17 protein-coding genes are annotated in these 19,219 nt (G+C 73.9%); 12 read left to right on the plus strand and 5 right to left on the minus strand.

What is annotated here, in order from left to right:
* Nucleotides 1–185: 185 nt before the first annotated feature.
* Nucleotides 186–359: a CsbD family protein gene (locus ACFZCF_RS25815; protein ID WP_388448276.1), complete on the minus strand. Its 174-nt coding sequence runs from the start codon at nucleotides 357–359 to the stop codon at nucleotides 186–188.
* 93 nt (nucleotides 360–452) lie between these two features.
* Nucleotides 453–2,183 (minus strand): thiamine pyrophosphate-dependent enzyme, encoded by a 1,731-nt coding sequence (locus ACFZCF_RS25820; protein ID WP_388448278.1) that lies wholly within the window; start codon nucleotides 2,181–2,183, stop codon nucleotides 453–455.
* A 228-nt stretch (nucleotides 2,184–2,411) separates the two neighbouring features.
* On the opposite strand from ACFZCF_RS25820, the gene ACFZCF_RS25825 reads away from it, so the two are divergent.
* Both ACFZCF_RS25825 and ACFZCF_RS25830 read left to right on the plus strand, forming a co-directional pair.
* Nucleotides 2,412–2,783 carry a hypothetical protein gene (locus ACFZCF_RS25825; RefSeq protein ID WP_388448280.1) on the plus strand — a complete coding sequence of 124 codons (372 nt, stop codon included), beginning with the start codon at nucleotides 2,412–2,414 and terminating at the stop codon, nucleotides 2,781–2,783.
* 105 nt (nucleotides 2,784–2,888) lie between these two features.
* Nucleotides 2,889–3,050, plus strand: coding sequence for a DUF5670 family protein (locus tag ACFZCF_RS25830; RefSeq protein WP_189945305.1), 162 nt, complete (start codon nucleotides 2,889–2,891; stop codon nucleotides 3,048–3,050).
* 169 nt (nucleotides 3,051–3,219) lie between these two features.
* Here the strand turns inward: ACFZCF_RS25830 and ACFZCF_RS25835 are convergent, their stop codons facing one another.
* Nucleotides 3,220–3,447 carry a DUF5133 domain-containing protein gene (locus ACFZCF_RS25835; RefSeq protein ID WP_388448282.1) on the minus strand — a complete coding sequence of 76 codons (228 nt, stop codon included), beginning with the start codon at nucleotides 3,445–3,447 and terminating at the stop codon, nucleotides 3,220–3,222.
* Between the two features lie 281 nt (nucleotides 3,448–3,728).
* Between ACFZCF_RS25835 and ACFZCF_RS25840 the strand changes: the two genes are divergently transcribed.
* From ACFZCF_RS25840 to ACFZCF_RS25855, 4 genes are all read left to right on the plus strand, one after another.
* Nucleotides 3,729–7,754, plus strand: a complete 4,026-nt coding sequence (locus ACFZCF_RS25840; RefSeq protein WP_391289089.1) for a HAMP domain-containing protein — start codon at nucleotides 3,729–3,731, stop codon at nucleotides 7,752–7,754.
* A 100-nt stretch (nucleotides 7,755–7,854) separates the two neighbouring features.
* Nucleotides 7,855–10,305 carry a SpoIIE family protein phosphatase gene (locus ACFZCF_RS25845; RefSeq protein WP_391289092.1) on the plus strand — a complete coding sequence of 817 codons (2,451 nt, stop codon included), beginning with the start codon at nucleotides 7,855–7,857 and terminating at the stop codon, nucleotides 10,303–10,305.
* Nucleotides 10,306–10,360: 55 nt separating this feature from the next.
* Nucleotides 10,361–10,729, plus strand: coding sequence for an STAS domain-containing protein (locus ACFZCF_RS25850; RefSeq protein WP_388448288.1), 369 nt, complete (start codon nucleotides 10,361–10,363; stop codon nucleotides 10,727–10,729).
* A 61-nt stretch (nucleotides 10,730–10,790) separates the two neighbouring features.
* Nucleotides 10,791–11,951: a PP2C family protein-serine/threonine phosphatase gene (locus tag ACFZCF_RS25855; RefSeq protein WP_388448289.1), complete on the plus strand. Its 1,161-nt coding sequence runs from the start codon at nucleotides 10,791–10,793 to the stop codon at nucleotides 11,949–11,951.
* Nucleotides 11,952–12,084: 133 nt separating this feature from the next.
* On the opposite strand, the gene ACFZCF_RS25860 is transcribed toward ACFZCF_RS25855, so the two are convergent.
* Entirely contained in the window at nucleotides 12,085–12,597 is a 513-nt protein-coding gene (locus tag ACFZCF_RS25860) for a MarR family winged helix-turn-helix transcriptional regulator (protein WP_388448291.1), read from the minus strand.
* Between the two features lie 107 nt (nucleotides 12,598–12,704).
* Here ACFZCF_RS25860 and ACFZCF_RS25865 point away from each other — a divergent pair, with 107 nt between their 5' ends.
* From ACFZCF_RS25865 to ACFZCF_RS25885, 5 genes are all read left to right on the plus strand, one after another.
* Nucleotides 12,705–13,916 carry a SpoIIE family protein phosphatase gene (locus ACFZCF_RS25865; RefSeq protein WP_391289095.1) on the plus strand — a complete coding sequence of 404 codons (1,212 nt, stop codon included), beginning with the start codon at nucleotides 12,705–12,707 and terminating at the stop codon, nucleotides 13,914–13,916.
* Nucleotides 13,917–14,029: 113 nt separating this feature from the next.
* Nucleotides 14,030–14,482, plus strand: coding sequence for an ATP-binding protein (locus ACFZCF_RS25870; protein WP_388448295.1), 453 nt, complete (start codon nucleotides 14,030–14,032; stop codon nucleotides 14,480–14,482).
* Nucleotides 14,483–14,935: 453 nt separating this feature from the next.
* On the plus strand, nucleotides 14,936–16,630 hold the full coding sequence (locus ACFZCF_RS25875; protein ID WP_391289098.1) for a SpoIIE family protein phosphatase: 1,695 nt from the start codon (nucleotides 14,936–14,938) through the stop codon (nucleotides 16,628–16,630).
* A gap of 67 nt (nucleotides 16,631–16,697) precedes the next feature.
* The gene (locus ACFZCF_RS25880) at nucleotides 16,698–17,099 is read left to right on the plus strand and encodes an STAS domain-containing protein (protein ID WP_388448299.1); all 402 of its coding nucleotides are present in this window, start codon (nucleotides 16,698–16,700) and stop codon (nucleotides 17,097–17,099) included.
* A 142-nt stretch (nucleotides 17,100–17,241) separates the two neighbouring features.
* Nucleotides 17,242–17,667 (plus strand): SsgA family sporulation/cell division regulator, encoded by a 426-nt coding sequence (locus ACFZCF_RS25885; protein ID WP_388448301.1) that lies wholly within the window; start codon nucleotides 17,242–17,244, stop codon nucleotides 17,665–17,667.
* Between the two features lie 68 nt (nucleotides 17,668–17,735).
* Here ACFZCF_RS25885 and ACFZCF_RS25890 read toward each other — a convergent pair whose 3' ends face one another.
* Nucleotides 17,736–18,158, minus strand: a complete 423-nt coding sequence (locus ACFZCF_RS25890) for an ATP-binding protein (protein WP_388448303.1) — start codon at nucleotides 18,156–18,158, stop codon at nucleotides 17,736–17,738.
* Nucleotides 18,159–18,328: 170 nt separating this feature from the next.
* Here ACFZCF_RS25890 and ACFZCF_RS25895 point away from each other — a divergent pair, with 170 nt between their 5' ends.
* Nucleotides 18,329–19,180, plus strand: a complete 852-nt coding sequence (locus ACFZCF_RS25895) for an RNA polymerase sigma factor SigF (protein WP_388448305.1) — start codon at nucleotides 18,329–18,331, stop codon at nucleotides 19,178–19,180.
* Nucleotides 19,181–19,219 lie beyond the last annotated feature (39 nt).

A 19,219-nucleotide genomic window follows, 5' to 3' on the forward strand; every position in this document is an offset into this window, starting at 1 on the left:
GGGGGGGGCCCGTGCGGGGGGGGGGCGCCGGGCGGGGGGGGGCCCCCCCCCCCCCCCCCGCCCCCCCGGGCCCCCCGCCCCCCCCGGGGCCCCGGGGGGGGGGGGGGGCCCCGCGGGTGGGGGGCCCGCCCCTCTTCCGTACCGGACGACGTTCCTCGTCCGCCGGATCACTGCGTGAGGACGGATCAGTGCTTGAAGACGTCCTTCGCCTTCTCCTTCGCGCCGCGCGCGTCGCCCTTGGCCTGCTCGGCCCGGCCTTCCGCCTCGAGGCGCTCGTCGTCGGTCATCCGGCCGACCGCCTCCTTGGCCTTGCCCTTGGCCTGCTCGGTCTTGGCCTTCATCTTCTGCTCACCGGACACGAGAACTCACTCCTTCTCCGTGCGACACGTCTGACGAGAGAGCGCCTCACCGGAATCGGCGGGAACAAACCCATGGAAATCCGGCGGGACCGCTCAGCGCGCTCCGGAGGGGAGGTTCTCCTTGATCTTGGCGATGGCGAAGCCCCATCCCTGCGACACCGTCGGCTTGCCCGGCACGGCGACCTCCGCCGGATTGGTCAGCACGTCGAGGAGGACGGGGCCGGGGAGCGCGAGCGCCTCGCGCACCGCCTCGTCCAGCTCGCCCGGCGCGGTGACGCGGATGCCGGTCAGGCCGAGCGCCCGGGCCACCGCGGCGAAGTCGGGGTTGTCGAGCTCCGTACCGAATTCGGGCAGCCCGGCCTGTTCCTGCTCCAGTTTGACCATGCCGAGGCGGCGGTTGTCGAAGACGACGAGCTTCACCGGCAGCCGCTCCGAGCGGATGGTCATCAGGTCGCCGAGCAGCATGCCGAGGCCGCCGTCGCCGCAGAAGGCCACGACCTGCCGGTCCGGCGCCCACAGCTGTGCCCCGATGGCCTGGGGCATGGCGTTGGCCATGGAGCCGAGGTTGTAGGAGCCGATCAGCCGGCGGCCGCCCCGCATCCGCACGAACCGGGAGAGCCACACGGTGGCCATCCCGGTGTCCGAGGTGAAGATCGCGTCGTCGGCGGCGTGGCGGTCGACGGCCGCGGCGAGGGCCTCGGGCCGGATGTCCGCCTCCCGGTTGTCGAACATGGCCCGCACCCGCCCGAGGAGACGCCGGTCGTGGGCGGGGTCGGCGAGCCCCGCTTGGCCCTCCTGCCAGTCGGCGTACCGCTCGCGGGCCTCGTCGAGGTGGGAGCGCGAGGGGACCGGGGTCAGCAGCGGCAGCAGGGCCCGCAGCGTCGCGCCCACGTCCCCGGCGAGCCCGACGTCCACCGGGACGCGGCGGCCGAGGTGCTCCTCGCGGGTGTCGATCTGCACGACCCGGCACCCCTCCGGGTACCAGTCCCGGTAGGGGAAGTCCGTGCCGAGCATGAGCAGCGTGTCGCAGGAGTCCATGGCGTGGGCCGCGGCCGGATTGCCGATGAGGCCGGTCTGCCCGACCTCGTACGGGTTGTCGTCCTCGAAGCCCTCCTTGCCCTTCAGCGTCAGCACCATCGGCGCCGACAGCAGCTCGGCGGCGCGCAGCACCTCCTGGCGGGCGTCCCGGGCGCCGTGCCCGACCAGGAGGGTGACCCGCGAGCCGCGGGCGATCGCCTCGGCCGCCTCGGCGAGCGCCGGGTCGTCGGGACGCGTGACGGCCGGGCGCGGCAGCGCGAACCTCGTCGGCCGGTCCTCCTCGACCTCCTGGTCGCCGAGGTCGCCGGGGACGGTCAGCACCGCCACGCCCCGCCGGGTCACGGCCGCCCGCACCGCGGACTCCAGCAGCCGCGGCATCTGGGAGGGCGAGGTCACGGTGGCCCGGTAGACGGCCACGTCCCGGAAGAGGAGGTCGTTGTCCACCTCCTGGAAGTAGTCGCCGCCCATCTCCGACAGCGGCACCTGGCCGCAGATGGCCAGGACCGGCGCCCCGCTCTTGGCCGCGTCGTACAGCCCGTTCAGCAGGTGCACCGAGCCCGGCCCCACCGTGCCCATGCAGACGGCCGGTTCCCCGGAGAGCTGGGCGCGCGCGGAGGCGGCGAAGGCCGCCGCCTCCTCGTGGCGGAAGCCGGTCCAGTCGATGCCGTCCGTGGTCCGGATGGCGTCGGTCAGCGGGTTGAGCGCGTCGCCGACCACGCCGAAGACACGGTCCACTCCGAGGTCCGCGAGTCCGTCGACGATCACCTGCGCGACGGTCCGATTCATGGGGTCTCCCTTCCCTGTGTCGTCGGCCGGCGCGCCTGAGGGCGGACCGGTCCGAACGAGGTGCCTCCCCGTCGCGCCTGCCCACGGGGCCCGGACCGATGCGGCGGCGCTCCGCGAGGCGCCGAGAGCGGTGCGGGACGGCCGGGGGCGCGGCCCACCGGTCCGGAGAGGCGAGTCCGGCGCGGGGCCGCCAGGTTTAGCGTCCGGGAGTCCGGCGAGACGGAGCCCATGAGTGCTTCGGAGAACAGCGAACGCGACCAGTTCCCCTGGACCGGCCCCTACGTCGTCCCGGACTACCCCGACCTGACGCGGGTGGACGACCCCGACGTGGACGCGAGCTACGAACCGGCCGCTCTCGGGGAGCCGCGCGTCCTGCCGGCACCGTTCGCCGAGAAGGCCCGCGCGGCCGCCCTCGTGGCCCGCGGCACCGGGAGCGACCTGTGGGCCGCCGCCCGGGCCCACCGGGCCGTGGCGGCCGGGGCCGCCGTCGGCGCCGCCGCCGCACTCGCCCTCGCGTACCGGTGGGGGCGCCGCTCGGGGCGCCTGGCCGCGCGGCGCGACCTCGGCCCGATCGCCCTGTTCTTCGAGCGCCGCGGCTGAGCGGGCGGCGCTGCCCGCCGTGCCCCACGAGGCCGGCGTGCGCGGCCACGCCGCCCGGCCGCCCTTTCCTTTTTTCCTTCACCGTCCCTTCGGAGGTCGATCCGTATGGTCCCCCTGCTGCTCGTGCTGCTGCTCGCCCTGCTCCTCTTCGGCGCCGGCTTCGCCGTCAAGGCGCTGTGGTGGATAGCCGTCATCGTGCTCGTCCTGTGGCTCGTGGGCTTCGTCGCCCGGCCGAAGGGCAGCACCGGCCGCTGGTACCGCTGGTAGCCGGCGGCGCGGCGTCCGGCCCTGAACGCGGCCGAGCCCGGCACGCTCCTGACGGAGGTGCCGGGCTCGGCCGCGTTCAGGCGAGCGCCGGGCCCGGGCGTGCCCGTACGACTCTGCCCGGCACCTCCGGAAGAGGTGCCGGGCAGAGTCGCACGGCGGGGTGGGCCGCTCAGGCGGTCAGCACCGAGTCGTCCTCGGGGCGGGCGCCGGGAAGGCCATGGCGGGCCGCGATCAGCGCCGCGTCCACGTCACGCGTACCGGTGGAGACACAGAGCGTGTACGCGAGGTCGTCCATGCGCCGGCGCACTTCCTCGCTGCCGTTCTCGGCCTGGAGCACCTTGAGCGTCTCGTACTGCTCGATGAGATTGCGCAGGACCGCGGGGTGGGCCATCAGCAACGTACTGCTCCCCTCGTCGTCAGGGGCGGGGACCGCCCGGTTCGACGCGCGTGTACCCCGGACGCGGCGTCGTATGCGCCCTTCTTCGAGTGCGGTGGGGGCGGGTTCCGGCCGCGCGAACCGGCACCGGCCTCCTCCCGTCGATCACGGAGGGGTAATGTCGTCATGATTGCCGTACGGCAACGATCGCGGCAGTGGGAGCCGTCCCGGGGGAGCGGACGTCCGACGCGTGACGTGGCCCGTACGGTCCGTGTGCGAGTGGTGGGGAACGAGGATGGGGCATGTCTGAGACGACGACCAGGAGCTCCTCCGGCCGGGAGAACCCCGGACCGGCCGCGGTGGTCGAGCCTGAGCTCCGTCAGCTGCTGGCCGGGCTGACGGCGGTGCGGGACGGCGACTTCGGCACCCGTCTGCCGGACGAGGCGGACGGGCTGATGGGCGAGATCTCCCGCGTGTTCAACGGGATGGTCGACCAGCTGTCCCTGTTCACCTCCGAGGTGACGCGGGTAGCGCGCGAGGTCGGCACCGAGGGGACGCTCGGCGGCCAGGCCGCCGTACCCGGTGTCTCCGGCACCTGGGCCGACCTGACCGACTCGGTCAACGCGATGGCCGGCAACCTCACCACCCAGGTCCGTGACATCGCCCACGTGGCGACGGCCGTCGCCAAGGGAGACCTCTCCCAGAAGATCGACGTGGACGCCCGCGGTGAGATCCTGGAGCTGAAGAACACCATCAACACGATGGTCGACCAGCTCTCGGCCTTCGCCGACGAGGTCACGCGCATGGCCCGCGACGTGGGCACCGAGGGCATCCTCGGCGGACAGGCCGACGTGAAGGGCGTCTCCGGCACCTGGCGGGACCTGACCGACTCCGTCAACTCGATGGCCGGGAACCTCACCGCGCAGGTGCGGGCGATCGCCCACGTGGCCACCGCCGTCGCGGGCGGCGACCTGTCGAAGAAGGTCGACGTGGACGCCCGGGGCGAGATCCTGGAGCTGAAGACGACCATCAACACGATGGTCGACCAGCTCTCGGCCTTCGCCGACGAGGTGACCCGCGTCGCCCGCGAGGTCGGCACCGAGGGCAACCTCGGCGGCCAGGCCACCGTCCGGGGCGCCTCGGGCACCTGGAAGGACCTCACCGACAACGTCAACGTGATGGCGTCCAACCTCACCGGTCAGGTGCGCTCGATCGCCCAGGTCGCCACCGCCGTCGCCCGCGGCGACCTCTCCCGCCGGATCACCGTGGAGGCCAAGGGCGAGGTCGCCGCCCTCGCCGACACCATCAACACCATGGTGGACACCCTGTCCGCCTTCGCCGACGAGGTGACCCGCGTCGCCCGCGAGGTCGGCACCGAGGGCCGGCTCGGCGGCCAGGCCAGGGTGCCGAACGTGGCCGGCACCTGGAAGGACCTCACCGACAACGTCAACTCCATGGCGAACAACCTGACCGGACAGGTCCGGAACATCGCCCAGGTCACGACGGCCGTCGCCAACGGCGACCTGTCGAAGAAGATCGACGTCGACGCCCGGGGCGAGATCCTGGAGCTGAAGACCACCATCAACACGATGGTCGACCAGCTGTCCTCGTTCGCGGCCGAGGTGACCCGCGTGGCCCGCGAGGTCGGCAGCGAGGGCCGGCTCGGCGGCCAGGCCGAGGTCGAGGGCGTCTCCGGCACCTGGAAGCGGCTGACCGAGAACGTCAACGAGCTGGCGGGCAACCTCACCCGCCAGGTTCGCGCCATCGCCGAGGTCGCGAGCGCCGTCGCCGAGGGCGACCTCACCCGCTCCATCACCGTCGAGGCGTCGGGCGAGGTGGCCGAGCTCAAGGACAACATCAACGCCATGGTCGGCTCGCTGCGCGAGACGACGCGGGCCAACCAGGAGCAGGACTGGCTCAAGTCCAGCCTGGCCCGGATGTCCGCGCTGATGCAGGGCCACCGCGACCTGGCCGTCGTCGCCGAACTCGTCATGGACGAGCTCACCCCGCTCGTCTCCGCCCAGTACGGCGCGTTCTACCTCGCCGAGGAGGGCGCCGACGGCGTCGAGCTGGGACTCGTCGGCTCCTACGGGCGCCCCGTCGGCGACCAGGACGGCGTCCGCTTCCGGCTGGGCGAGTCGCTCGTCGGCCAAGCCGCCCGCAGCCGCCGCACCATCGCCGCCGAGAACGTCCCCGCCGACTACGTCACGATCTCCTCGGGCCTCGGCAGCACGTCCCGCGGCAGCCTCGTGGTCCTGCCCGTCGTCGTCGAGGAGCAGGTGCTGGGCGTCATCGAGCTGATGTCCTTCACCCCCTTCACCTCCGTGCACCGGGACTTCCTGGAACAGCTCATGGAGACCGTCGGCGTCAACCTGAGCACCATCGTCGCCAACGCCCGCACCGACGAACTCCTCGACGAGTCCCAGCGCCTGGCCGGTGAACTCCGCTCGCGCACCGAGGAACTCCAGGTGCGGCAGGAGGAACTCCAGCGCTCCAACGCCGAGCTGGAGGAGAAGGCGGCGCTGCTCGCCACGCAGAACCGCGACATCGAGGCCAAGAACCTCCAGATCGAGCAGGCCCGGCAGGAGCTGGAGGACCGCGCCCAGCAGCTCGCGCTGGCCTCCACGTACAAGTCGGAGTTCCTGGCCAACATGAGCCACGAACTGCGCACCCCGCTCAACAGCCTGCTGATCCTGGCCCAGTTGCTGGCGCAGAACCCGACCCGCAACCTCACGGCCAAGCAGGTCGAGTACGCCGGCATCATCCACTCCGCCGGATCGGACCTGCTCCAGCTGATCAACGACATCCTCGACCTCTCCAAGGTGGAGGCCGGGAAGATGGACCTCAACCCGGAGCGCGTGCCCCTGCGCAGGCTCCTCGACTACGTCGAGGCGACCTTCCGCCCCCTCACCTCGCAGAAGAGCCTCGCCTTCGCGGTCTCCACGGCCGCCGGCGTCCCCGTCGACCTCGTCACCGACGACACGCGGCTCCGGCAGGTGCTGCGCAACCTGCTGTCCAACGCCGTCAAGTTCACCGAGCACGGCAGCGTCGAGCTGCGCATCGAACCGGCCTCGGACGGCGAGCTGCCGGTGTCCGTGCACCGCGGCGGCCCCGTGGTCGCCTTCCGCGTCGCCGACACCGGTATCGGCATCGCCCCCGAGAACCTGGAGGCCATCTTCGGCGCCTTCCAGCAGGCCGACGGGACGACCAACCGCAAGTACGGCGGCACCGGCCTGGGCCTCTCCATCAGCCGCGAGATCGCCCATCTGCTCGGCGGCGCGCTCACCGTCACGAGCGTGCCCGGCGAGGGCAGCACGTTCACCCTCTACCTGCCCGTCACCCGCACCGACTTCATCGAGCAGCCGCACGCCGCCGTGTCGGCGGACTCCTCGGCGGTGCCCGCCGTCCAGGCCCCGGCCGGCGGTGCTCCGCTCGCCCTGACCGGCGCACCGGCCACGCGGCCGACCCGGCGCCTCCTCGTGATCGAGGAGCGCCCGCGCGGGCTCCTCGCCGTCGTCGCCGAGAACGCCGTCACCCAGCTCGCCGCCGACGCCGGGCAGACGGGCCGCTCCGACATCGAGCTCATCGCGGTCGTCGGCCCCCAGGAGGCCGCCTCGGCGCTCGCCGCCCGGCCGTTCCACTGCGTCGTGCTCGACGTCGACATGGCGGACGGCGACGCCCTGCGCTTCCTGGACGCCATGGACGGCGACGAGGCGCTGCGCACCGTCCCCGTCCTCGCCCACAACAACCGCCGGCTGCCCGCCGACGAGGAGGGCGCCCTCCAGGAACTCGCCCGCCGCCGCCCGCTGGAACTCCTCTCCAGCCTCGACGAGCTGCGCGAGCGGATCGCCCTCCACCTGTCGGCGGAGCAGCCCGGCGACGTCGTGCCGCTGGTGCGCGGCGACCACTGGGCGCCCGCGACCCAGGCCATCGACACCACCCTGCGCGGCAGGACCGTCCTCGCCGTCGACGACGACGCCCGCAACCTGTACGCCCTCAGCGGCATCCTGGAACTGCACGGCATGACCGTGCTGCACGCCGAGAACGGACGGAAGGGGATCGAGACGCTCCTGGCGAACCCCGACGTCTCCCTCGTCCTGATGGACGTGATGATGCCGGAGATGGACGGCTACACGGCGACCGCTCGGATCAGGGAGCTGCCGCAGTACGCGGACCTCCCCGTGATCGCCGTGACCGCCAAGGCGATGCCCGGCGACCGGGAGAAGAGCATCGCGTCCGGGGCGAGCGACTACGTCACCAAGCCCGTCGACGCCGACGAACTCATCGCGTGCATCAGCCGCTGGCTGGACGGCGGGGCGGCCTCGTGACCGCCCGCGCCCCCCGCCCGGCCCCGGAGCGCCCGAGCGGCGCGCTCCGGCCGCGTCCGCACGGCGGCCCCGCGGCCGCCCCGACCGAGGAGTCGTCGACGTGAGCGGCCCCCGCATCCCGGGCGGCGACCCGTCCGCCGACCTCCCCGAGGCGGACGCCGCCGTTCCCGCGGCCCCCGGCACCCCCGCCCCGACCCCCACCGACGGCCGGCTCGCCGCCACGGTGGAACGGCTCCGTGGCGAGGTGCGCGCCGCGCAGGCCGCCGCCGAGGGCCGCGCCCTCATCGAACTCGCCAAGGGCGTCATCGTCGAGCGGCTGGGCTGCGGGCCCGCCCAGGCGGCCCGCCAGCTCGCGGAGCTCGCCGAACGGGCCGGTCTGTCCCGGCTCGAACTCGCCGCGGACATCATCAACCAGGCGGCCCGGGACCGGATGGCCGAGGCGGCGGACGAGTTCGTGCGGACGGCCGTCGGCGAGCCGGCCGCCCCGGCGCCCGACCCCGCCGAGTCCGTCGCCGTGCGGCTGCGGACCGCCGAGAGCGCGGCGCTCAGCGCCGACGACACCCAGGCCGTCGCCGAGTCGCTGCTCCGGCACGCCCTCGAACCCCTCGGCGCCGTCGCCGTGGCGATCTGGACCACCGGCCCGGACGGCTCGCTGAGCCTGCGCGGCCACGCCGGCTTCGGCCTCGACGAGGCGGCGCGCTGGCACTACGTGCCGCCGGGGGTGACCACGGCGGCCCGTCAGGCGCTCATCGGGCGCCGCGCCGTCCGGTACGCCTCCCTGGCGGCAGCCGGCATCCCCTCCATCGGCCGGTCGCGCCACCCCGAGGGCGGCCGGGTCGTCGTCCCCGCCGGGACCGGCGGCCGTATCCACGGCGTCCTGGAGATCTGCTGGGGGCGCCCCCTCGACCCGCTGCCGCAGGCGGTGGAGCGCCAGCTGGAGGCCCTCGCGGAGCTCTGCGCCCACACCCTGGAGGGACTGCCCGAGGCACCCCCCGGGGGCTTCCCCGCCCCCGGCGGCCTCCCGGTCCCCGGCGGGACCGGGGCGTCGGCGCTGGCCGAGCTCTCGGACGGGCTCTACGACCCCGCTCTCGTCCTCGTCCCCCACCTGGACGAGGAGGGGCGGCTCGTCGACTTCCGCATCCGGCACGTCAACGCCCACTTCCAGGACCCGGCCGGACGGCCCCGAGGCTCCGTCGACGGGGCCCTGCTCCTGGAGGCGTACCCGGCGACGGCGGGCGGCAGCGAGCTCTTCGACCGGATCGAGCGGGTCTACGCCACCGGGGAGCCGTTCCGCGCCCGCCGGATCCGCCTCACGGCGCTGGTGGACCAGGTGTCGCTCGCCTCGCTCGCCGACATCAGCATCAACCGGTACGGCACCAGCGTCCTGCTCATCTGGCGCGTCGAGGACGAGTCGGCCCGCCTCGCCAGCCTCCTCCAGCACGCCCAGCGCCTCGGCCGGGTCGGTGCCTTCGAGGAGGACCTCGTCGCCGGGGAGATCACCTGGCACGGCCAGCTGTACGAGCTCTTCGGCCGCGGGCCGACGGAGCGGCCGGTCGCCCTGCGCGACCTCGCCGACCACGCCCATCCCGACGACGCCGGCATCATCCGCCGCTTCCTCCGGAAGGTGCTGGACCAGCGGCGGGTCGCCTCCGCGGCGTTCCGCATGCTCCGCCACGACGGCGTCACGCGGCACATCCGGGTGACCGCCGAACCCGCCCTGGGCCCCGACGGCGGCATCCAGGCCGTCCGGGGCGCCTACCAGGACATCTCGGCGCAGCACTGGACCGAGGTCGCCCTGACGGCCACCCGCGACCGGCTGGTGGCGACGGAGGAGGCCGCCGAGGAACGCAACCGGCTCACCCTCCAGCTCCAGCACGCCATCATGCCGCCGGCGAAGCCGCCGCTCGACGCGCCCGGCCTCGACGTCGCGGTCCGCTACCGCCCCGCCGAGACCGAGTCCCTCGTCGGCGGCGACTGGTACGACACGGTCGTTCTGCCGTCCAAGAAGGTGCTCCTCTGCGTCGGCGACGTCGCCGGCCACGGCGTGGAGGCGGCCACCGGGATGGTGGTGCTGCGCAACGCCCTCCGCGGCCTCGCCGTCACGGGCGCGGGCCCGGGACAGCTGCTGTCCTGGCTCAACAGCGTCGCCCACCACCTCACCGCCCAGGTCACGGCCACCGCGGTGTGCGGCATCTACGACCCGGAGAGCCGCACCCTGCGCTGGGCCCGCGCGGGCCACCTGCCGCCGGTGCTGATCCGCGGCGAGGAGGCGGACGACCTGCCGCTCCTGCAGGGGATGCTGCTGGGTGCCCTCGCGGAGGCGGAGTACGAGGAGTCGGAGGTCCGGCTCGAACCCGGCGACACGGTGCTGATGTACACCGACGGGCTCGTCGAGCGGCGGGACACGGCCGTCCACGACTCCGTCACCCAGCTGCTCACCGTCGCCCGGCAGCCGTCCGACAGCCTCGAACGCCGGCTGGACCAGCTGCTGGCGCGCAGCAAGTCGGACACGGACGACGACACCTGCGTGGTCGGCGTCCAGGTGTCCTGACCCCGTCCGTCCCCTCCCACGACCGGCCCCCCACCCCCCATCGAAAGCAGGGAACATGTTCGAGCGAGAAGCGAACCTGGAAGTCGACGTCGAGATCCGCGACGACCTCACGGCCGTGCTGACCGTGGGCGGCGAGCTGGACATGGAGACGGCCGCCGGCCTGGAGGACCGGCTGTCGGAGCAGTTCGGCCAGGGGCGGCGCCGTCTCGTCCTCGACCTGTCCGCCCTGGACTTCATGGACTCCTCGGGGCTGAACGTCCTGATCAGGGCGGTCAACGAGGTGCGGGAGAGCGGCGGCGACCTGTACCTCGCCGCGCCGACCCCGCCCGTGCGCCGCATCCTGGAGATCACCGGCGTGACGATGACGATCCCGCCGTACGACGGGGTGGCGGACGCGCTGGCCGCGGCCGCCAGTACCAGATAGCGGACGGGTGGCGCGGTCGCCGTGCGCGGGGCCGGGCCGGGAGAAGAGGACGAGGAAGACCGTGCACGAGATCGCCGAGATCGAGCAGGCGCTCCGCCGGGCGGCTCCGCACCGGCTCGTGGAGGTCGTCGAGGACGCCCTGAGGGGGCACTGCGGGGTGATGCGGGTCGAACTCCGCCTGGCCGATTACGGTTTGAGGACGCTCCAGCTCGTCGGGGACGTCGACGGGGCGGCGTCGGCCGTGCCGATCCACGACAGCGCCCAGGGGCGCGCCTTCGGCGCCCAGGAGCCGCACGTGGTGCGGGAGCCCGGGGCGCTCCGGCTCCACCTGCCCGTCACCGTCCGCGGGGACCGGCTCGGGGTGCTCACCGCCGAACTGCCGCCGGACGCCGACCTCAGGCCGCTGCTGCCCGGGCTCGCCCAGGTCTGCGAGGCGCTCGGCCACGAGATGCTGGTGGCGGAGCGCGACACGGACCTGTACGTCCTGGCGCGACGGGCGACGCGGCTCACGCTCGCGGCGGAGATGCAGTGGCAGCTGCTGCCCGGCCGCTCCTGCGTCCGTCCCGAGTTCGCCCTCGCCGCCCATCTGGAGCCCGCCTACGCCGTCTTCGGCGACAACTACGACTGGTCGGTCTCGGACGGCCGGCTGACCCTGACGGTCACCAACGGCATGGGGGAAGGCATCGAGGCCGCCCTGCTGACGAACCTCGCGATCAACGCGCTCCGCAACGCCCGCCGGGCCGGCCTTCCGCCGGCGGACCAGGCCGCGCTGGCGGACCAGGCCGTGTACGCCCAGTACCGCGGCGAGGCCTTCGTGTCGGTGCTGCTGCTCCGCTTCGACCTGGCCACCGGCGAGGTGGAGGCCGTGGACGCCGGTTCGCCCCGGTTGTGGCGGCAGCGGGGGCAGTCGGTGGAGCCGATCGGCTTCGAGGCGCAGCTGCCCCTCGGCATGTTCGAGGACACCGCGTACGTGCCCGAGCGGTTCGTGGTGCGACCGGGCGACCGGCTGCTGTTCGGGAGCGACGGGGTGTACGCCGCCGTCTCGCCCTCGGGGGAGAGGTTCGGGGACCGGGCGCTGGCCCGCGCGCTGCGGGGGACCCGGCTGCTGCCGCCGACCCAGGTGCCGCAGGCGGTGCTGCGGGAGCTCACCGCACACCACGGCGGCAGCCCGCCGGAGGACGACGCCCTGGTGGTCTGCCTCGACTGGCACGGCACCGTGTGATCATTTGCCGTCCGGCAACTGTATCCTTGAGGCAACGGTCGACGGGTGCCCGGAAGAACGCCGTCGAGGACGACCAGAGGTGGATATGAGGACAGGGGACGCGCGCCCGGACGGAGTCGGCGGCGGGCGGGGGTCAGGCCGAACTGACGTCCTTCAGCGGCGCGCGGGCGGGTGACGAGGCGGCGGCTCCGCCCCCTCCCACGGCCTCGCGGAAGCCGCTGAGCCCCCGCAGCAGCGCCTGGCGGCTCGCCGGTGACATGTCCGCGATGACCGCGAGCAGGGCCTCCTCCCGCTGGGACCTGAGGTCCCGCAGGTACGCCTTCCCGTGCGCGGTCAGGTGCAGCTCCAGCTGTCGGCGGCTCACGGGGCTGGGCAGCCGCTGGACGAAGCCCAGCGCCTCCAGGCGGTCGCACATGCGGCTCACCGAGGGCGGTGCGGAGCCCAGCAGTTCGCCCAGGGTGCGCAGGCTGATCCCCTCCTCCCGGTCCAGGCTGTACAGCACCCGCAGCTGACTCGCCGAGACGGGCGTCGACGACACCATGTCCCGGCCGCGCTCCCACAACACCTCCAGCAGCTCGATGAGCTCCCGGGCGGACTCGGCCGTCCGCTGGGGTTCCCGCGGCGGCGGGGCGGGGTTGCCGTTCATGTCTGCCGACCCTCCTCGGACGTCCGGGGCCGGGGACGGCGGCCTCGCGACGGACCGGTCATTTCCACATCTCTCCCGAAGGCGGTACGGATCCGGTGGATCGACACGTGACGGTGGAAGGCGCACTGCGCGGGGCGGCACCGCACCTCCTCCTGGACTCCCTCCGTACCAGTCTCGCGCACCTGTACGCCGCGACCTCCGCCGACCTGCTGCTCGTCGACTACGGATTCACGACCCTGCGCCCCGTGGAGCCCGTCCAGGCATCGGCCGGTAGGCCGCACACGCCCGTGGACGGGGGCCCCGCCGACCGCGTCTTTCGCACCCAGCAACCATATCTTTTCCGGGATGTCGGGCCCACGGCGACCGTTTACCTTCCCGTCACCGTGCGCGGCGACCGGCTCGGCGTCCTGATGGTCGTCCTGCCCGCGGACCGGTCCGGCCCCACGACCACCGCGAGCCTCGCCAGGGTCGCCGAGACGCTCGGCCACGCCCTGCGCGTCGCCGACCGCCACACCGACCTGTACCGCCGCACCCGCAGGACCCATCCCCTCAGCGTCGCGGGGGAGATGCAGTGGGACACCCTGCCGGGCCGCGCCTGCACCGGCCCCGGGTTCGACCTCCACGCCCACTGGGAGCCCGCCTACACCTCCGGGGGGCACCTCCTGGACTGGAGCGCCACCGAGCGGGACCTGGTGGTCGTGGTCGCCGACGGCGCGGGTCCCGGCACGCGGGCCGCCCTGGCGAGCACCCTCGCCCTCACGGCGCTCCGCAACGCCCGGCGGGCGGGGCTCGACCTGGTGGCCCAGGCCAGCCTCACGGACCAGGCGCTCTACGGCCAGTACCGCGGTGAGCACCCGCTCGCGGCCCTGCTGCTCCGACTCGATCTCACCACCGGCGAGGCCGAGGTGGTGGACGCCGGGTCGCCGACGCTCTGGCGCCTCCGCCCCACCGCGACCGAGCGCGTCGAACTGGACCGCCAGCTGCCCCTCGGCATGTTCGAGGACACCGTCTACGCCCCCCAGCGCCTGCGCCTCCGCCGCGGCGACCGGCTGGTCTTCGTCGCCCACGGCACCGGAGAGCCGACGGCCGGCGACCCGCACGAGGCGCCGGACGGCCCCGTCGCCCGCGTTCTCGCCGACGCCCGCCACCGGAACGGCGTGGACGTCCCCCGGACCGTCCTGCGGGCGCTGCGCGGACCAGCCCTTGGCGCGGCCGACGCGGTCCTCGTAGTCTGTCTCGACTGGCGCGGCGACGAGACCGGGCTCCCGGGCGAGGGACCGCGCGAGGGCCCCGCCCCGACCCCGTCGGCGGTCCCGTGACACGCTTCCGGTGGATCCGATCCGCGGTGCGCGCGGTACGGAAACCATGAAGAGGGGAAAGGCGGGTACGAGAAGCCCAGCCGCCGACCCAGGACGAGGGGAGCACCAGCGCCATGACGGACGCGATCACCGCAGAACGCGCGGTCCCGGAGCCCCTGCTGTCCGCGGGTGTCGTCTACCACGACGCCGGCCGCGGCGGGGCGATCGCCTCCGCCCGAGCCTTCACGGCCGAGTTCCTCGCGAACGCCCCGACCGTCCTGCCCGGGCCGGTCGACGTGGAGCGCGTCGAGCTCGCGCAGCTGGTGGTCAGCGAACTGGTCACCAACGCCATCCGTCACACCACCGGGCCCTGCCGGCTCCTTCTCGAACTGGGCCGCGACAGCCTGGATATCTCGGTCTTCGACCAGGAGGCCGCCGCCCCCGTGCCCCGCGGGCACGACCCCCGCCGCATCGGCCAGCACGGGGTCGAGATCGTCGTCGCCGTCTGCGAGAGCCTGACCGTGGAGCCCGCCCCTGAGGGGAAGCGCGTCCGGGCCCGCCTCTCCCTCGCGACGGACCCGGCCTGACCGACGGCCCCGCGTACGGTCGGTCGGCCGACCGCGCCGGCACCGCCCCGGAGCGCGCACCGCACCGGCCGTCAGCGCGGTCCTCGCCGCGGACCGCGGGTGACGGGTGTGACGCTCCACCACGCCATCGCCACACCGACACCGAAGACCATGAGCAGCACCAGCATGACCGGCACGACGGAATCCTTTCCGGAGCGGACCGCGTTCGAGGACCGACTGACCGCGAACACCGCGCCGAAACGCGTCGGCCCGTCATGAATCGGCGGAACGCCGCCTCATGGGGCCCGCGTCCGGTGAAGCCCCTGTGCCGAAAACGTGAGAACAGTGCGGGAAAGCCCGGGTCGCGTACCCGAAGAGGGGGGTTCGCTTGATGTGCGGCGCCCACTGCGCGAGTGTGGACGGACGAGCCGTCGTCGACCGGGAAGGTGGCGGGCCACGACGCAGGCCACGCATATGACTGTTTTCGAGGACGAGTCCAGCCGCTCCCCGGACACCACCGGAGCGGGAAGCACTTCTTGGATCGGATCGCCGCATCCGGCGGTGGTGGCGGACCGCGAGGGCGGCGTCGTGGACTTCAACGCCGCCGCGGCCGACCTCTTCCCCTCGATGGGGGTCGGCAAGTGGCTGGACGAGGTCGTCCCGGGATGGCTCGCCGAAGCCCACCGGCGGCTCGCCCGTCCGGCCCGCGGACCCGCCGCCGCGGGAACGGCGCGGGCGGGACCCGCCCCGCTGCGCGGCCACCACGGCGGCCGCCTCCTGCGGGCCCACCCCACCGAGTCCGGCCGCGGCGACGTCGCCTGGTGGCTGGTCGACGACTCCGACCTGACGGCCGCACAGGAGGCCCTGCGGACCGAACGGGAGCGCCACGCCGTCCTGACCGAGGCGTCCACCCAGCTGATCGCCTCGCTCGACCCCGACCACTGCCTGGAGCAGGCGGCCCTGCTCGCCGCCGACCACCTCGGCGACGCGGCCCTCGTGGTCTCCCCGCCCGTGCGGAACCGCCACACCGTGGTCACCGCCATGGCCGGGGGATTCCGGCGGACCCAGGTCGTCCTGGACCCGGCCCTCGTGCCGGGCCTCGCCGAGGCGCTGCAGGGTCTCCCGCCGCTGCCCGCCCGCTGGATCGACCCGGCCGAACTGCCCTCCTGGGCCGTCCCCGAGGGCTTCGGAGGGACCCCCGGGTCCGTCTCCCTCACCGCGCTCCCCGGCCACGGCGTCCCCGCCGGCGCCCTGATCCTGCTGCGGCGCGTCGGCCAGCGGGCCTTCGACGCCTCGGAGGAGCTCTTCGCCCGGCTGTTCGCCGCCCGCGCCGGTGCCGCCCTGTCGGCCGCGCGGCTCTACGCGGAGCAGGAACGCATCACCCGCGCGCTGATCGCCGAACTCCTCCCGCCGCGGCTCCACCACGTCGACGGCGTCGACTTCGCCGGGGGCTACCGCACCTCGCAGGTCACCGAGCGGATCGGCGGCGACTTCTACGACGTGCACCCCGGCACCGGCGAAGGCCAGGAGACGCTCGCCGTCCTCGGCGACGTCTGCGGCAAGGGGCTGGCCGCCGCCGTCCTCACGGGCCGCATCCGCAGCACCGTGCACGCCCTGCTGCCTCTCGCCGGAGACCACCAGGACGTCCTGCGGCTGCTCAACGGCGCCCTGCTGACCGCCCGGCACACCCGTTTCGCCACCCTGGTCCTCGCCTCGGTGCGCCGCACGGGCGGCGGGGTGCGGCTCCGCCTCACCAGCGCCGGCCACCCCCGCCCGCTCGTCGTGCGCACCACCGGGGAGGTGGAGGAGGCGGACACCGGAGGGACCCTGGTGGGCGCCCTCCCCGTCGTCACCAGCCAGTCGGCGACCGTGCAGCTCTCGCCCGGCGAGACCTGCGTGCTCTACACGGACGGCATCACGGAGGCACGGGGCGGGCCGCTCGGCTCGGCCATGTTCGGCGAGGACCGGCTGCGGTCCGCGCTCGCCGAGTGCGTGGGGCTCGCTGCCGAGGCCGTCGTCGAGCGGGTGCAGGCGGTGGCGGGGGAGTGGGTGGGCCGCGGCCCGCACGACGACATGGCGGTCGTCGCCATCACCGCCCCGCTCGCCCTGCCGATTCCGTCGCGTCCGAACGCGGTCAACGGCCGCACCCGGGGCAGGGACACCGTATGAGCCCCCCGACCACCCCCCCGACCGTCGACCCCGCCGTACCCGCCCCGCCCACCCCCGGACCCCACGCGTGAACACTCCAGGACACCCCTTCGCAGCCGAGGCCGTCGCCGCACCCGACGGGGTGCTGCACATGACGCTCGCCGGCGACCTCACCTGGGACAGCGCCGACGAGCTCCTGGACACGGCCCGGGCCCACGTCGGCCCGGCGACCGCCCCCGCGGGCCTCCGCGTCGACTGCGCCGCACTCACCCTGTGCGACTCGACGGGCCTCTCCGCCCTGCTGGCCCTCCACCGGCTCGCCGGGGCCGCCGGCGTCCCCCTGCACCTCGACCGCAGACCGCCCTTCCTCGACCGGCTCCTGGTCCTCACCGGTACGTACGAGTACCTGACCGGTCGGCCCGCGCCCCCCTGGCCGGGTGGCGGGCCCCGGGGGACCGCCACGGAGGGCCCTGATCAGGCCGGGTCCTGACGGCCCCGGGCGACCTTCACGACCTTCACGACATCCTGACACCATCGGCACATCCGCCACGGGGGCACGAGGTGTAACGGGGACGGGACGGGTCAAGCGGAAACCGCACCCGCCCGCCGCCCGCCCCCAGCCGGAGGTCCCCATGCCCCAGCACCCCGCAGCGCCGCTCCCCGCACCCCGCGTCCTCACCCGGTCCCTCGCCATGGACCTGCTCACCCCGGACGCGCCGATCCGGATCGAGACCACCGTCGCCTACGACTCCCGCGACCCCCACGCCCTGAGCATCGCCTTCCACCTGCTCGGCGAGGAAGCGGTGGTGTGGCGCTTCGACCGCGAGATGATCCTCGCCGGCGCACTGGGACCCACCGGCGACGGCGAGATCGTGCTCCGTCCCGACCCCGACGGCGGACTCCTCCTGCGGCTCGGACCGACGGGACAGCGCGCCGTCGTGCGGTGCGAGCGGGAGGAGCTCTGCCGCTTCGTGCGCGACACCTTCGTCCTGGTGCCGCAGGGCACCGAGGACCGTCACATCGACTGGGGGCCGCTGCTCGCGTCCCTCAGGCGCTGACGCGCGCCCCGCCGGAACGCCGTACGGCGTCGCCGCCCGCCCGCGCCGGACCCCCGCCCCCACGCCCCTCACTCGGGGCGTTCGGGGGCGTCCGGGCGGAAGCAGGCCGTCACGTCCTTGCCCCGGGGACAGGGGCGGGTCCGCACGTCATCGGCGAGCGCGTCGACGAGGATCAGCCCGCGCCCGCCCAGCGCGCCCTCGTCCGGGCTGCGCTGCTCGGGCACCAGCGGCGACGCGTCGTGCACCGTGACGTGCAGGCACTCCTCGTCCCACGTGAGGATCAGCTGCGCGTCGCTGTGGGCGTGCACATGGGCGTTGGTGACGAGTTCGGAGACCGCCAGCACGACCGCGTCCGCCGCTCCGGGTGCGGTACGGTCCCAGCCGAGCGCCTCCAAGTGCTCCCGCGTCCAGTCCCGGGCCGTCTTGACGCTGCTGCCCATGGGCAGCGACCGCGCCCAGCCGACGGCCCTCATCGAGGGATCCCGTGTCATGACTCTCCTTCCGGCGATGCGTCCGGGGTTCCGTCTGCCCCTCCATCGGGCAAAGGGAACCGCCCGAAAACTCGTCAGAAATCGAGGGGTGTGGATGTGAGGAGGCGGGGTAAGCGGGAAGCCTCAGGGCCATGCATCCCGATGAGAAGTACACGTGAAAGGGGAATGGTGTGACGATCACCACGATGTCGACCACGGGAGTCGAGTCCACGACAGGGGCGCTGCCTCGGATCCCGGACACGTCGGCGGTCGCGCCCAAGGACGCGAGGACCCTGTCGAAGGTGTTCTTCCAGGAGCTCGCCACGCTGGAGGAGGGGACGCACGAGTACCAGTACGCGCGCAACACCCTCATCGAGATGAACATGAGCCTGGTCCGCTACGCCGCCGGCCGGTTCCGCCACCGCGCCGACGAGATGGAGGACATCGTCCAGGTCGGCATGATCGGCCTGATCAAGGCGATCGACCGGTTCGAGCTGTCGCGCGAGGTCGAGTTCACCACCTTCGCCGTCCCCTACATCGTCGGCGAGATCAAGCGGTTCTTCCGGGACACCTCCTGGGCGGTGCACGTGCCCCGCCGGCTCCAGGAGGCGCGGGTGGAGCTCGCCAAGGCCACCGAGGAGCTCAGCACCCGCCTCGGCCGGATGCCCACGGTCAAGGAGCTCGCCGAGCTGATGAGCCTCACCGAGGCGGAGGTCACCGAGGCCCGGCTGGCCTCCAACGGCTACAACTCCTCCTCGCTGGACGCCGCCCTCAGCGGCGAGGACGAGGACGGCGACGCCTCGCTGGCCGACTTCATCGGCAGCGAGGACCCCGCCATGGCGCTGGTGGAGGACTTCCACTCGCTCGCCCCGCTCATCGCCGAGCTCGACGAGCGCGACCGCCGGATCATCCACCTGCGGTTCGTCGAGGAACTGACCCAGGCCCAGATCGGCGAGGAGCTGGGCTGCTCGCAGATGCACGTCTCGCGGCTGCTCGCGCGCACGGTCAAGCGCCTCCGCGAGGGCCTGCTCGGCACCAGCTGATCCGCACCGCCCGCACGGCTCCAGGGTTGCCGCACCGGA

The sequence above is a fragment of the Streptomyces sp. NPDC007945 genome (genome assembly GCF_042958885.1).
Classification (GTDB): Bacteria; Actinomycetota; Actinomycetes; order Streptomycetales; family Streptomycetaceae; genus Streptomyces.